The following is a 14,830-nucleotide window of genomic DNA, read 5'->3' as shown; positions in this document are numbered from 1 at the left end:
GTACAGGAGTCAATGTATGAGAACCGTCTGGCAGCACTGCCATGTGGCAACCATGGCCGAGGGCCGTTACTCGGCCATCGAGGACGCGGCCATCGTCACCAACGCTGGGCTGATCGAGTGGATCGGCCCACGCGTCGAGCTGGCGTCGGTCGATGCCGAGCATACGGTGGACCTGGGCGGCGCCTGGGTCACCCCGGGGCTGATCGACTGCCACACCCACGCGGTGTTCGGTGGCAACCGCAGCGGTGAGTTCGAGCAGCGCCTGCAGGGCGTGAGCTATGCCGAAATCGCCGCACAGGGCGGTGGCATCGCCAGCACCGTGCGGGCTACCCGTGCGGCCAGCGAGGACGAGCTGTTCGCCAGTGCTCGCCAGCGGGTCCAGGCGCTGATGCGCGATGGCGTGACCACCATCGAGGTCAAGTCCGGCTACGGCCTGGACCTGGCCAACGAGCGCAAGATGCTGCGTGTGGCCCGGCGCCTGGCCGACGAGTTGCCGCTGGCGGTGCGCGCCACCTGCCTGGCAGCCCATGCCTTGCCGCCGGAATACGTCGGCCGGGCTGACGACTACATCGCGCACATCTGCGATGAAATGCTGCCGGCCCTGGCCGCCGAAGGCCTGGTGGACGCAGTGGATGCCTTCTGCGAACACCTGGCGTTCTCCCCGGCCCAGGTCGAGCGGCTGTTTATCAAGGCGCGCGAGCTGGGCCTGCCGGTCAAGCTGCACGCCGAACAGTTGTCGTCGTTGCACGGCTCCAGCCTGGCGGCGCGCTACCAGGCGCTTTCGGCTGACCATCTGGAATTCATGACCGAGCAAGACGCCATTGCCATGGCAAAAGCCGGCACGGTCGCAGTGCTGCTGCCGGGCGCGTTCTACTTCCTGCGCGAAACCCAGCTGCCGCCGATGGACGCCTTGCGCCGCCACGGGGTGAAGATTGCCCTGGCCAGCGACCTCAACCCTGGCACCTCGCCAGGGCTGTCGCTGCGGCTGATGCTGAACATGGGCTGCACCTGCTTCCGCATGACCCCGGAAGAAGCCCTGGCCGGCGTCACCGTGCACGCCGCCACGGCGCTGGGCCTGGGCGACAGCCACGGCTCGCTGGAAGTGGGCAAGGTCGCCGACTTCGTCGCCTGGCAGATCGAACGCCCCGCCGACCTGGCCTACTGGCTGGGCGGCGACCTGCCCAAGCGCGTGGTGCGCAAGGGCCACGAGATTTCCAACTGAGTGAGGCACGATGGACAAGGTACTGAGTTTTCACCAGGGGCGCCTGCCGCTGCTGATCAGCATGCCCCATGCCGGCCTGCAACTGTCGCCGGCGGTACGAGACGGCCTGGTCGACCAGGCGCGCAGCCTGCCGGACACCGACTGGCATATTCCACGGCTGTATGACTTTGCCCGTGACATGGGCGCCAGCGTGGTGGCGGCGGAGTATTCGCGCTTCGTCATCGACCTGAACCGGCCGGATGACGACAAGCCACTGTACGTCGGTGCCACCACCGGCCTGTACCCGGCCACGCTGTTCGATGGCGAGCCATTGTTCAAGGACGGGCTGGTGCCGACAGGCGAGGAGCGCAAGCAGTATCTGGAGCAGATCTGGCGCCCCTATCACGACACGATTCGTCGCGAGCTGGCGCGGCTGCGCGAGCAGTTCGGCTACGCCCTGCTGTGGGACGCCCATTCGATCCGTTCGCTGATCCCGCACCTGTTCGACGGCAAGCTGCCGGACTTCAACCTGGGTACCTTCAACGGCGCCAGCTGCGACCCGGCCCTGGCCGAACGGCTGAAAGAGGTGTGCGCCCAGGCCCAAGGTTACAGCCATGTGCTCAATGGCCGCTTCAAGGGCGGGCATATCACCCGGCATTACGGCGATCCGGCCAACCACATCCATGCGGTGCAGCTGGAGCTGGCGCAGAGCACCTATATGGAAGAGACCGAGCCGTTCGCTTACCGCGAAGACCTGGCACGGCCTACACAGGAGGTGTTGAAGCAGCTTCTGCAGGCAGTGCTGGACTGGGGCAAGGCGCATTACGGGCGGTGAAGTTCGCCAGTAAGAATGGCGACGCGATGCAGGCCATGCGCGTCGCCAGTCACTACGGGTCAGTTGTTGTTGATCTGCTTGATGGTAAGTTCGCGCAGTAGCTCCTTCTCTTCCTGGTCCTTGTCATCTTGCAGGCCTTGCTGCAAGTTCAACTCGTCCTGAAGCGAGTGGTCCTTGCTGGCCAGCTCGAGCACCCGCAGGCGGAAACGTGCGTCTATTTCGGCGAAGCGGTCGGCACACTCGGCGCGCAGGCGCGTGGTCCAGTCCGTATTCGCCAGCATGTAGTCGACCAGTGCATCGCTCAGTTCACTTTTCCGGACCTTTTCCAGCACACTGGATAGCTCATCGCGCGCCAGGTTCGCAGCACCTCGAAAACGCATGCTGTCGGCGATCGGCAGGTCCAGTTCCCTGGCCAGTTCCCGGCGGTAGGCCAGGCGTACCGAGACCAGGTCACCCGAGCCGGTCCGTTGGTTGGCCAGCAGCTCCAGCTGTTCGATCCGGAAAAGCTGTAACAGGCGACGACGCAGTGCTTGCAGGGAATCGCCGGCGTCGACCAACAGGCGTTGGCTCATCAGGTACAGTTCAATATTGTTGAACTCCTGCAGCGCTCCGTCATGGCAGGTCTGCGAGCCGGTTACCGGGTCTGGCAATGCCGCTGCGGCGATGCTCTCCATGATCGGGCGTTCGGTTTCGTTGCTTGCAGCCACCACCAGCATCAAGCGCACCCGTTCGCAGAAGGTGGCTCGCGTATTCGGGTCAACGTATGGGGCGGCATTGTGCAAACGGCCCGCCAGACGCAACAGATCACTGCCTTCGAGCCGCTCCCAGCAGTCCTGCAATGCGGCATTCTGTGCTTCGCTACCCAGCAGCCAGTCCTCCAGCCTGGGCGTATCATCGCCCAGCAGTGGGAAGTGAGGGTGGTCGAGAGATCCTTCGCTGGAAGAATCGAAGAACATCAGGTCGTCGGGGATATCCAGGGCAAAGGAATAGCTGTGCTGGCTGTCCGAGAAGGTGCGTACCCGCAGGATGGTTTCAAGAGGCAGTGGGTTGTCGAACAAGGCGATCGACGAGATTGGCATGGGATTGTTCAGGTTCGTCAGGATGTGCTCGGGCAACTGGGTGATGTTGTTCGAGCTCAGGTCCAGAAGTTCCAGTGGCAGCAAACTGTCACACCAGCTGGGCCAGGCTTGCAGGTTCATGTTGGTCAATGCGAGTGACTGCAGGTTGCCGGCCAGCGATGCGGGCACATGGTCGATGCTGCCTGCCCGGTTGCCCGACAGGTCCAGCGAGGTCAGGTTTCGCAGCCCTGCGAAAATGTCCATCATGGCCTGGTCGACCTCCAGCCCCATGTTGCGAAACTCCAGGTAGGTGAGTTGGGGAAGGCGGGCCAGGACGGATGCCAGTGAGGGCATGGCGGCCTGGTGTTCATCGATGGTCAGCCGGCTGATGTTAGGGAACCGGCTGAGTAGTTCATCGAGCTGTGAGGTGCTGCCTCGCAAACGCGTCAGGCTGAGTGCACGTACGCGGGCGCCGAAGAACGCTGGAAGCCGCCTGGGGAAATGCTCGATGGCCACGTCCTCGAGTTGCAGGCGCAGGTATGACTGGCCCTGCTCCTGCTGTTCCCAGAATTGATCGATCGCTGACGCGATACGTTGCCTGTCCGCCAGTGCGGCCTGGGTCAATGGGTTGCTCGAGCTTGAGGCCTGGGCCCAGCCATCGATCGCATCGCGCATCTGCCGTCGCTCATCGCGAATGCGTGCGAGCTGTTCGGAAAGTGCTGCTGGCTGGTCCGTGGTGATACCCGAGGTGTCGACATGCTCATTCAGCAACAAGCGCTGCAGGTGGGACTCATTGATGCTGTTGCCTTCCAGCGAGATCACCGGTGGGGTTGTCAGCATGTCCGCTTCATGAAGCAGGAACGTGGGCAACGACCTGAGATTGTTGTGGCGCAACGACAGATGGGAAATGCGCGCCAGGGCGTCGCTGCCAATCCCGATCGGCCATTGGGCCAATTGCATCTGGTCCAGGCCCAGGTAATCCAGGGTCAACTCATGGAAGCTTGGCCTGTTGCTCTGCGCCAGCCGGTTACCACTCAGGTCGAGGTATCTCATTTGGCGAAGCCCTGACAGCAGGTTCAGGTCGCTTTCGGAGAGCGTCATGTTCTGGTTGGTGAGCACCAGTCGTCGCAACCCTGGCAGGCACTCGGTGATGGTGGGCACGCTGAACAGGAAGGGCGAGGGTGTTGCCCTGGGGTCAAACGGACGGCTGATTTCCAGCGACTCGATCTGCGGCATCTGCCTGAGCAGGCGTTGCAGCAGGCGCTCGTTTTGCGCCCAGCCCGCCAAGGACCCTGACGGCAAGTCGATCAGGCTCAGGCTGCGCACGCGTGCGTTGAAAAAAGCGGGCAAGGTGAGGGGCACGTCGGCAAGGGGGACGCGGGCGATACGCAGTTCGGTGGTGGGCCCGGTGTTCTCGTCCAGCGCAGTGTCGTACCAATGTTGCATGATCGAGTCACGCAGGCTGTCGTAGTCCTGTGCTGCCTGGTCGCTTGCCGGCGAAATGGCTTCGCTCCAATCGTCCAGGCTGCTTTGCAGCTCGTTGCGCTGCTCCAGTAGTGTCTGCAAATGTTCGAATATCTGCAGTTGCGTACGGCCGCGGCTGGCAAGTGCCAGCAGAACCTGATCCGCCGAGCGGCCGGTGCGTTCGGCGAGCCCTGTGGCTTCGATAGCTTCGAACAGCTGCTGGCGGGTGATGCCATGGGTGGCCGGGCCGCCGCCACTGAGTGGGTAGCCCAGGCGGCCATCGGCCAGGCGCATGGGAGAACGGTAGCCTGGGCGTACGGGCTGCATGCCCAGCAGCACCCTCAAGGCCGGGCGGGGCAGCAACGGGCTTCCCTGTACAAGGCGCTGCAGCGCTTGCTGATCGGCGACGTCGATGCTTGCCATGGCCGCTGGCAGTGCCTCATACAATGCAGCGTAAAGGCTTGAATACACCTTGACCGCCGCGCTGGGCAGGCTTTCGTCGTGGACGATGTACCCTGCCTGGGCATGGGTGATGGTCTTGAATGGGCGGGTGTCCAGTGTGCCTATGGCATGATCCTGGGCCGGCCAGGACATGCGCTGGAGCAGCCGGAGCCTGGTCTGTGCAGGCCAGCCTGGCAAGCGTTCGAGCGTATGCACGATCAACAGGTCGCTATCCCAGTTCGGCACGCTGGACAGGTACAGCCCTTCGCAGGCGCGGGCAAGGCGAATTTGTTGCTGGTAGATGCGGGCCTCTTCGGCAAGGCGCAGTGGTACCTTGCCGTTGTCGAGTATCTGCAGTTCGTTGGCACTGGCCTCGCGCGCCAGCTCATTGGCGACTGCTGACGGCAATTTCGGATACGCCCTCTGGATGGCCTCGGCGCCCGGCGCCAGGTCGCGCGAAAGGCCGGCGTAGGCCCTGGCAAACTCAGCGGGCCGAGTGCTCTCGTCCGCCAGCTGGCGGACCGTTTCGTCCAGCTTGAAGCGTTGCAGGGTGTCTTCCAGCAAGGCCGGCAGCCGCTGGCTTTCGGCCAGGGCCCGGCGCAGCTCGTCTTCGTGTACGCCGCTGACGGCGATAATCCGTTGCAGCGTCGGCTCGTCGAAGTGCCCACTCAAGTGGCCGATGCGGCGCAGGAGTGTCATGCCCGACCAACTCAGTGGCTTATCGGTAACGTGCAACCATGCTCCGGCACCGTTGTGCCGCACTGGCGGCTGGTAACGGCGAGGACTTGCAGGGTGTTGCAAACGATATTCACCAGTCGTTGGCGTTTGGCTGACGATGTACTGATTGCCCTGCAGTACCAGCCAGCGTTTGCCTTGGTGATGCCGTAGGCCCAGTTCGTCCGGTACCAGGTCATGGGGCAGTGTCTCGAAGCTCTGGTAGGGCGTGAGGTCGGGTTTCCACAGCCTCATCTGACCATCGGATGTTTCCACGTCTTCCAGTTCTTCGATGAATGAAGGCGTTTCTACAGAAATACGGGCTATCCCTGGCTCCTCGTCCTCTGGCTCTTCTACCGCCGGACCTTCCGAAGCCGTGCCGGTTTCGCCGCCCTGCGAGCCTCTCAATGCTTTGGCTGCTGCGCTGAGGGCGGCCATGACGGCCACGTTTTCGATCACATCGACCAGATAGCCATAGGCAGTATCACGCTCGTCGTTTTCCCAGGCGTCGATCCCTTCATACACCTCATGGGCCAGCTGGGCCAGGCAAACGGCAAGCATTGCCTCGCCAAGCCCCGGCACGAAGAAGCCGGCGATGTTCAAGGCCGTAAGCACACGGCCGGCGATCAGTTCCCGGTGGGCTTGCGTGGTGCGCCGGTCGACGATTTCGGTGGGAGTGGCGTGGAACAGCACGTCCTTTTCATGACGCTGGGCCTTCTGGAAAGCCATCACGCCTTGGAAGGCGTGGCTGAAAGGCTTCATGACCGGATACAGGGTGGCGTGCGGGTCCGGAACACGTTCATGCAAGCCGCGGGCACTCCAGGCGAGGGGCATGAGCCGGTCCTTCAGGCGGGTGGTTATCGGCGCCTTGTCGCGGTCGGCGAGGTGCTTGTCCAGGTAGCCGATATCGGCCTGGAGCCTGTCGCGCAATTCGTCGTGCATGGCTTGCTGGCTGGTGAACTCCTTGAGGGGCGTGGTGCTGTCTTCAGGGATGTACAGCGCCACGGCCTGATGCCCTTCAGCTTGCAGGGTAATGAGCACAACGCCGGTCAGCTCGGCTTCCCACAACTCGAGCAAGCTGAATGTCACCGGCGAAGAGGGCGCTGGCGCCTGGTCAAGTGGTGTGGCGAGAGCGGCGGAATATAGCGCTTCGCTGATATCGCCCTTGAGGCGCGCGAAATGCAGGGATTGCCGGAATGCCGATACCTCGGCACGCCCCAGGGTTTCATAAACGGCCAGTGCGGCTTCATCGGCGCCGAGTGACGGCGTGGCCGCCGGGTAGTAGATGGCATGTACCTGTTCGTGATACTTGCCGCCGATATCCAGCGTGCGACACAAGTCGGCGAAGTCTTCGGCGGCGATACCCAGTGCATTGGTGATCGGCACGGTGCCCATGAAGCGCCGGTGATCGACGATGACCGACCTCTTGAGCAGGGAGGCGGGCGCGTCCATGCCGTGTTCGGCAGCGGCGGCCTGGTCGAAGCTGTGCAAGGCGCAGTGCAGCAGCGAGCGTGTAGCCCGGTCTACGGCCTGGCGGCTGTCGATGGCGTCGGTCGTTTCGATCAGGCGGGCATCGACGAGGTAGGTGTTGCGCACATCCAGGTCAAGCCTGAATCGCTGCTTGATGGCATCGGTGAGTGCCTTGGTGGCGTAGGTTTCCAGGGTTGGAAGCTGTTCGAACAGCTTGTGCACCTGCACCTGGTGCTCGCGGTGGCGTGCGTGCTCTTCCTGCCATGCCTTGGCGACTTCCGGTTGTTGCTGGAGTGCCGTCACCAGCCAGGCAGGGGGTTGATGCCAGTTGCGCATCGCACGTCGGGTTTCTGGTGGCGCGTGCTTGAGCCAGGTGGGGATTCTGCGCTCGATGGTGGCGTAATGAACACTAGGCGCGGCAGTGACTGCAGTTGGCATGGCGAGGCCCTTGCTTGATTTGGGGCGAGGGACTATCGCGGGCCTGCCTGAACTGCTGGAGGTAGATATATGTGCCCTTGAGGTGCGGCGGCATCAGCGCGGGCAGTGCTCAAAGCGCAATTCAGGTTTATGATGGCCCACGGCCGAATAATCCTCACACGGAGTGCGCAATGCAGACCCTGTACCCGCAGATCAAACCCTACGCCCGGCACGATCTGGCCGTGGAAGCGCCGCATGTGCTGTATGTCGACGAAAGCGGCTCGCCAGAAGGTCTGCCGGTGGTATTCATCCACGGCGGCCCGGGCGCCGGATGCGACGCCCAGAGCCGCTGCTACTTCGACCCGACCCTGTACCGCATCATCACCTTCGACCAGCGCGGCTGTGGCCGCTCCACGCCGCACGCAAGCCTGGAGAACAACACCACCTGGCACCTGGTCGAGGACCTTGAGCGCATCCGCGAGCACCTTGGCATCGACAAGTGGGTGCTGTTCGGCGGCTCGTGGGGCTCCACCCTGGCCCTGGCCTACGCCCAGACCCACCCCGAGCGGGTGCATGGCCTGATCCTGCGCGGCATCTTCCTGTGCAGGCCCCAGGAAATCCAATGGTTCTACCAGGAAGGCGCCAGCCGCCTGTTCCCCGATTACTGGCAGGACTACATCGCGCCGATCCCGCCGGAGGAGCGCGGTGACCTGGTCACGGCCTTCCACAAGCGCCTGACCGGCAACGACCAGATCGCCCAGATGCACGCGGCCAAGGCCTGGTCCACCTGGGAAGGCCGTACCGCCACCCTGCGTCCCAACCCGCTGGTGGTCGACCGCTTCTCCGAGCCGCAGCGTGCACTGTCGATCGCCCGTATCGAATGCCACTACTTCATGAACAACGCCTTCCTCGAGCCGGACCAGCTGATCCGCGATCTGCCGAAGATCGCCCACCTGCCGGCCGTGATCGTGCATGGCCGCTATGATGTGATCTGCCCGCTGGACAACGCCTGGGCGCTACACCAGGCCTGGCCGAACAGCGAACTGAAGGTGATCCGTGACGCTGGCCACGCGGCTTCCGAGCCGGGCATCACCGATGCCCTGGTGCGTGCCGCCGACCAGATGGCCCGGCGCCTGCTCGACCTGCCCCTGGAAGAAGCATGAGGGGCCTGCTGCAGCGCGTGCGTGGTGCGCGGGTGGAAGTAGCGGGGGAGGTGGTAGGTGCCATCGACCAGGGTTTGCTGGTGCTGGTGGCCGTCGAGCCTGAAGATTCCCGTGAGCAGGCCGACAAACTGTTGCACAAGCTGTTGAACTACCGGGTGTTCAGCGACGAGCAGGGCAAGATGAACCTGTCGCTCAAGGATGTGGGGGGAGGTTTGTTGCTGGTGTCGCAGTTCACCCTGGCGGCAGACACCCGCAACGGCATGCGCCCGAGCTTCTCGACGGCAGCGCCACCGGCCCTCGGCGCCGAGTTGTTCGACTATCTTTTGCAGCAGGCGAAGGCCCGGCACGCTGATGTGGCAAGCGGGCAATTCGGTGCAGACATGCAGGTGCACCTGGTCAATGATGGCCCCGTAACATTTATGTTACAAATGTGAGTGTAAAAAACCCCTTGTTCACAGGAAAACAAGGGGTTTTGTACGATAAATAGTTGTTCCAGCCTGATGCGTTGTCACGCGACCTGCTGGATAATCGCGCGCTGCATGGACCTGCGTTCGCAGGTTCGTTTCACTCTGACTCGAGCATTGTCTGGATCCGTTTGGGGAATCATTACGCCCTCACGGGGTCCGAACAGTGCTCGCCAACCCGGCATTTGTCGCTGGCCGTTGGTTTCATGATCTGTTTTCGGCGAGGGTTGCTCGTGATTGTTAGTCCCCAAAAAGCATCAAGAATCCCCGGTACCGGGCTGCGCAAGGCCCTGATGGCCAGTGTGGCACTGGTCGGCCTGATGAGCGCGGGCCAGCTGTGGGCATTCAATCTTGACGATGTTGCAGCCAAGGCAAAGGATCTGGCCGGCCAGAAGTACGAAGCACCGAAAAGCAACCTGCCGGCCGTATTCCGCGACATGAAGTTCGCGGACTACCAGAAGATTCATTTCCTGCAGGAAAAGGCCGAGTGGGCCAAGGACAAGACCCCGTTCAAGCTGTCGTTCTATCACCAGGGCATGCACTTCGACACTCCGGTGAAGATCAACCAGGTTACTGCCACCAAGGTCGAGGAAATCAAGTACGACCCGAGCCGTTTCGAGTTCGGTGACGTGCCACACGACCCGGAAACCACCAAGAACCTGGGTTACGCCGGCTTCCGCGTGTTGTACCCGATCAACAAGGCCGACAAGCAGGACGAGATCATGACCCTGCTTGGCGCCAGCTACTTCCGCGTGGTCGGCAAGGGCCACGTGTACGGCCTGTCGGCCCGTGGCCTGGCCATCGACACCGCACTGCCGTCGGGCGAGGAGTTCCCGCGCTTCACCGAGTTCTGGGTCGAGAAGCCCAAGCCGGCCGACAAGCACCTGGTCATCTACGCCCTGCTGGACTCGCCACGCTCCACCGGTGCCTACAAGCTGATCCTGCGCCCAGGCAACGACACCGTGGTCGACGTGCAGTCCCGCGTGTTCCTGCGTGACCATGTCAGCCGCCTGGGCATTGCCCCGCTGACCAGCATGTACCTGTTCGGCCCCAACCAGCCGTCCAAGGTCCTCAACTACCGCCCGGCCCTGCACGACTCCGAAGGCCTGTCGATCCATGCCGGCAACGGTGAATGGCTGTGGCGCCCGCTGAACAACCCGAAACACCTGGCCGTCAGCAACTTCAGCGTCGAGAACCCGCGTGGTTTCGGCCTGATGCAGCGCCAGCGCGCCTTCAGTGACTACGAAGACCTCGACGACAACTACCAGAAGCGCCCGAGCGCCTGGATCGAGCCGAAGGGTGACTGGGGCAAGGGCACCGTCGACCTGGTCGAAATCCCGACTGCCGACGAGACCAACGACAACATCGTGGCCTTCTGGAGCCCGGAGAAGCTGCCTGAGCCAGGCAAGCCATTCGAGTACGCCTACCGCCTGCACTGGACCATCGACGAGCCGAAGTTCCAGGCTTCCGAGCTGGGCTGGGTCAAGCAGACCCTGCGTTCCACCGGCGACGTCAAGCAGTCCAACCTGATCCGCCAGCCAGACGGCAGCGTGGCCTTCCTGGTCGACTTCGCCGGCCCGGCGCTGGCCGCCCTGCCGGAAGACACCGCCGTGCGCAGCCAGATCAGCGTGGGCGACAACGCCGAGGTGGTCGAGAACAACCTGCGCTATAACCCTGAGACCAAGGGCTGGCGCCTGACCCTGCGTTTGAAGGTCAAGGAAGCCAACAAATCGACCGAAATGCGTGCCGCGCTGGTGCGTGACGTGCCGGTCGAAGCCGCCAAGCCTGCCAAGGACGCCAAGCAGGACAAGGCTGCAGCCAAGCAAGCCAAGGCCGAGAAAGCTGCCAAGGCCGAACAACCTGCCGCCGATGCGGCGCCCACCAACGGGACCCCGGCCACCACCGAGAAGGTGCTGACCGAGACCTGGAGCTATCAGTTGCCTGCCGATGAGTAACTCAAGCGCAAGGCCGGAATCGCTTCGCGAGTACCTGGCCCACCTACCACTGAGCGACGAGCAACGGGCGGAACTCGCCAGCTGCACGTCATTCAGTGAGCTGCACCAACGCCTGGCGGCCAACCCGGCCGCCAGCTCTGCCGAGGCCGTGCAGGCCTCGGTGGGCCCGCGCCTGACCGTAGGCAGCGCCGCCGAGCTGGAAGACGCCGAAATGCTTGGTGTCGACGGCAGCGGCCGCCTGTGCCTGAAGATCGCTCCGCCGATCAAGCGCACCAAGGTCGTGCCCGAGCCATGGCGTACCAACGTGCTGATCCGCATGTGGCGGCGCATGACCGGCCGCACCAACGCCCCGCAGCCGCCCAAGCGCGAGCTGCCGCCAGCCCGCTGGCGTACGGTCGGCTCGATCCGCCGTTACATCCTGCTGGCGCTGATGATCGGCCAGACCATCGTTGCCGGCTGGTACATGAAGGGCATCCTGCCGTACCAGGGCTGGTCGTTCGTGGACTTTGACGAAGTCGTCAACCAGCCGCTGTGGGACACCGTGGTACAGGTTTGGCCGTATGCCTTGCAGACGTCCATCCTGGTTCTCTTCGGCATCCTGTTCTGCTGGGTATCGGCGGGCTTCTGGACCGCGCTGATGGGCTTCCTCGAGCTGCTCACCGGGCGTGACAAGTACAAGATTTCGGGTAGCAGTGCAGGCAACGAGCCGATCGCGCCCGAGGCACGTACCGCGCTGGTGATGCCGATCTGCAACGAAGACGTGCCGCGCGTGTTCGCCGGCCTGCGCGCAACGTTCGAGTCGGTGGCCGCCAGCGGCAACCTCGATCGCTTCGACTTCTTCGTGCTCAGCGACACCAACGACACCGACATCGCCGTGGCCGAGCAACAGGCCTGGCTGGACGTGTGCCGCGAAACCAAAGGCTTCGGCCGTATCTTCTACCGCCGCCGTCGGCGCCGGGTGAAGCGCAAGAGCGGCAACCTCGACGACTTCTGCCGTCGTTGGGGCGGCGAATACAAGTACATGGTCGTGCTCGACGCCGACAGCGTCATGAGCGGCGAGTGCCTGAGCAGCCTGGTGCGCCTGATGGAGGCCAACCCGGACGCCGGCATCATCCAGACCGGGCCTAAGGCCTCGGGCATGGACACCCTGTATGCGCGCCTGCAGCAGTTCGCCACCCGCGTGTACGGCCCGCTGTTCACCGCCGGCCTGCACTTCTGGCAGCTGGGCGAGTCGCACTACTGGGGCCACAACGCGATCATCCGCATGAAGCCGTTCATCGAGCACTGCGCCCTGGCGCCGTTGCCGGGCAAGGGTGCGTTCGCCGGTGCAATCCTCTCCCACGACTTCGTCGAAGCCGCGCTGATGCGCCGTGCCGGCTGGGGCGTGTGGATTGCCTACGACCTGCCGGGCAGCTACGAAGAACTGCCGCCGAACCTGCTCGACGAGCTCAAGCGCGACCGCCGCTGGTGCCACGGCAACCTGATGAACTTCCGCCTGTTCCTGGTCAAGGGCATGCACCCGGTGCACCGTGCGGTGTTCCTCACCGGGGTGATGTCGTACCTGTCGGCACCGCTGTGGTTCCTGTTCCTGGTGCTGTCGACCGCGCTGCTGGCGACCAACACGCTGATGGAGCCGCAGTACTTCATCGAGCCGTACCAGCTCTACCCGCTGTGGCCGCAGTGGCACCCGGAGAAGGCCGTGGCGCTGTTCTCCACCACCATCGTGCTGCTGTTCCTGCCCAAGCTGCTCAGCGTCATCCTGATCTGGGCCAAGGGCGCGACCGAGTTTGGCGGGCGTATCAAGGTCACCCTGTCGATGCTGATGGAGATGCTGTTCTCCATGCTGCTGGCACCGGTGCGCATGATCTTCCACACCCGCTTCGTGCTGGCCGCGTTCCTCGGCTGGGCCGCGACCTGGAACTCGCCGCAGCGTGACGACGACTCCACGCCGTGGAGCGAAGCGGTGCGCCGCCACGGCCCGCAGACCCTGCTGGGCATTGCCTGGGCGGCGCTGGTGGCCTGGCTGAACCCAAGCTTCCTGTGGTGGCTGGCGCCAATCGTTGGTTCGCTGGTGCTGTCGATCCCGGTCTCGGTGATCTCCAGCCGCACCCGCCTGGGGCTGGCGGCCAAGGACGAGAAGCTGTTCCTCATCCCCGAGGAATACGCTACTCCGCAGGAGCTGCTGGCCACCGACCAGTACACCCACGAAAACCGCTGGCATGCCCTGCATGACGGCTTCGTGCGGGCTGTGGTCGACCCGCGGCAGAACGCCCTGGCCTGCGCCATGGCCACTGCCCGTCATGGTCAGGCGGCGCCGATCGAGGCACTGCGCGTCGAGCGCGTGGCCAAGGCGATGGAGGTCGGGCCGCAAGGGCTGGACCTCAATACCCGCCTGGCCCTGCTCAGCGACCCGGTGGCGCTGACCCGCCTGCACGAGCAGGTCTGGGCCGAGCACAATGCGGCGTGGATCAACGTGTGGCGTGCATCGATCAAGAACGACCCGCATTCGCCGCTGTTGCCGCTGCATCCGGAGAATGAAGGCCAACCGGCACTCGTCGGCGCCTGATCGGCCCAGGGGCCGCTTTGCGGCCCTATCGCGACACAAGGCCGCTCCTACAAGGGAATGCATGCCCCTGTAGGAGCGGCCTTGTGTCGCGAAACGAGGGCAAAGCCCTCGCTAGCAATGTCCCTGCATGATGGATTTTGGCCAACAAAGTCCCCCCCGGCTCTAGGTCCCCGAGCCGCCATGCGTTAGCATCCCTCTCCGATATGACGCATCGGCCGCCACGGCCATGCCAACAATAAGATTCGCTACTTTTCTTGCTAGGGGACTTGGTGATGATCAAGAAATACCTTTCGCGACTGCTGGTCGGTGTCACCGCCCTGGTCGCCGTGACTGCGGCCCAGGCGGGCGCGATAGATGACGCGGTCAAGCGCGGCACCCTGCGGGTGGGCATGGACCCGACCTACATGCCATTCCAGATGACCAACAAGCGTGGCGAGATCATCGGCTTCGAAGTCGATATCCTCAAAGCCATGGCCAAGTCCATGGGCGTCAAGTTCGAGCCGGTATCCACGGCCTATGACGGCATCATCCCGGCCCTGCTGACCGACAAGTTCGACATGATCGGCAGCGGCATGACCCTGACCCAGGAACGCAACCTGCGCCTGAACTTCAGCGAACCCTTCATCGTGGTTGGCCAGACCCTGCTGATCCGCAAGGAACTGGCGGGCGAGATCAAGTCGTACAAGGACCTGAACAACGAGAAGTACCGCATCACCTCCAAGCTCGGCACCACCGGCGAAATGGTTTCCAAGAAGCTGATCGCCAAGGCCAAGTACCACGGCTACGACAACGAGCAGGAAGCGGTGATGGACGTGGTCAACGGCAAGGCTGACGCCTTCGTCTACGACGCGCCGTACAACGTGGTGGCAGTGGACAAGGCCGGTGCCGGCAAGCTGCTGTTCCTCGAAGAACCCTTCACCTACGAGCCGCTGGCCTTCGGCCTGAAGAAAGGCGACTACGACAGCATCAACTTCATCAACAACTTCCTGCACCAGATCAAGCATGACGGGACCTACGATCGTATTCACGACAAGTGGTTCAAGAACAAGGACTGGCTGAAGGAAATGGAATAAGGCCCAGGC

The 14,830-nt window shown here is 63.4% G+C and carries 8 protein-coding genes; 7 read left to right on the top strand and 1 reads right to left on the bottom strand.

Features of this window, described 5'->3' with window-relative positions; genetic code table 11:
- Positions 1–16 precede the first annotated feature (16 nt).
- Both hutI and hutG read left to right on the top strand, forming a co-directional pair.
- The gene (gene hutI, locus C163_RS24155) at positions 17–1,222 is read left to right on the top strand and encodes an imidazolonepropionase (protein ID WP_025340928.1); all 1,206 of its coding nucleotides are present in this window, start codon (positions 17–19) and stop codon (positions 1,220–1,222) included.
- A gap of 10 nt (positions 1,223–1,232) precedes the next feature.
- Entirely contained in the window at positions 1,233–2,036 is an 804-nt protein-coding gene (gene hutG / locus C163_RS24150) for an N-formylglutamate deformylase (RefSeq protein ID WP_025340927.1), read from the top strand.
- A 59-nt stretch (positions 2,037–2,095) separates the two neighbouring features.
- Here the strand turns inward: hutG and C163_RS24145 are convergent, their stop codons facing one another.
- The gene (locus C163_RS24145; RefSeq protein ID WP_256220384.1) at positions 2,096–7,621 is read right to left on the bottom strand and encodes a dermonecrotic toxin domain-containing protein; all 5,526 of its coding nucleotides are present in this window, start codon (positions 7,619–7,621) and stop codon (positions 2,096–2,098) included.
- A 170-nt stretch (positions 7,622–7,791) separates the two neighbouring features.
- Between C163_RS24145 and pip the strand changes: the two genes are divergently transcribed.
- The 5 genes from pip (at position 7,792) to C163_RS24120 (ending at position 14,821) form a co-directional block, all read left to right on the top strand.
- Positions 7,792–8,763 (top strand): prolyl aminopeptidase, encoded by a 972-nt coding sequence (gene pip, locus C163_RS24140; RefSeq protein WP_013974556.1) that lies wholly within the window; start codon positions 7,792–7,794, stop codon positions 8,761–8,763.
- Positions 8,760–9,197, top strand: a complete 438-nt coding sequence (gene dtd, locus C163_RS24135) for a D-aminoacyl-tRNA deacylase (protein ID WP_025340925.1) — start codon at positions 8,760–8,762, stop codon at positions 9,195–9,197. Before pip ends, dtd begins: the two co-directional genes overlap by 4 nt.
- Before the next feature lie 323 nt (positions 9,198–9,520).
- Positions 9,521–11,182 (top strand): glucan biosynthesis protein G, encoded by a 1,662-nt coding sequence (locus C163_RS24130; protein ID WP_025340924.1) that lies wholly within the window; start codon positions 9,521–9,523, stop codon positions 11,180–11,182.
- Positions 11,175–13,748 (top strand): glucans biosynthesis glucosyltransferase MdoH, encoded by a 2,574-nt coding sequence (gene mdoH, locus C163_RS24125; RefSeq protein ID WP_025340923.1) that lies wholly within the window; start codon positions 11,175–11,177, stop codon positions 13,746–13,748. The genes C163_RS24130 and mdoH overlap by 8 nt, the downstream gene beginning before the upstream one ends.
- A gap of 275 nt (positions 13,749–14,023) precedes the next feature.
- Positions 14,024–14,821, top strand: a complete 798-nt coding sequence (locus tag C163_RS24120; protein WP_024087841.1) for a transporter substrate-binding domain-containing protein — start codon at positions 14,024–14,026, stop codon at positions 14,819–14,821.
- Positions 14,822–14,830: the final 9 nt, after the last annotated feature.

This window comes from Pseudomonas sp. FGI182, from assembly GCF_000511325.1.
Lineage (GTDB): Bacteria > Pseudomonadota > Gammaproteobacteria > Pseudomonadales > Pseudomonadaceae > Aquipseudomonas > Aquipseudomonas putida_Z.
Note: the sequence above shows the minus strand (reverse complement) of the source record. Positions and strands in the feature narration are given on the sequence as shown.

Bases quoted from the DNA above. Each gene is read 5' to 3' on its own strand.
- hutI (WP_025340928.1), top strand. From the start codon at position 17: ATGAGAACCGTCTGGCAGCACTGCCATGTGGCAACCATGGCCGAGGGC.
- hutG (WP_025340927.1), top strand. From the start codon at position 1,233: ATGGACAAGGTACTGAGTTTTCACCAGGGGCGCCTGCCGCTGCTGATC.
- C163_RS24145 (WP_256220384.1), bottom strand. From the start codon at position 7,621: ATGCCAACTGCAGTCACTGCCGCGCCTAGTGTTCATTACGCCACCATC.
- pip (WP_013974556.1), top strand. From the start codon at position 7,792: ATGCAGACCCTGTACCCGCAGATCAAACCCTACGCCCGGCACGATCTG.
- dtd (WP_025340925.1), top strand. From the start codon at position 8,760: ATGAGGGGCCTGCTGCAGCGCGTGCGTGGTGCGCGGGTGGAAGTAGCG.
- C163_RS24130 (WP_025340924.1), top strand. From the start codon at position 9,521: ATGGCCAGTGTGGCACTGGTCGGCCTGATGAGCGCGGGCCAGCTGTGG.
- mdoH (WP_025340923.1), top strand. From the start codon at position 11,175: ATGAGTAACTCAAGCGCAAGGCCGGAATCGCTTCGCGAGTACCTGGCC.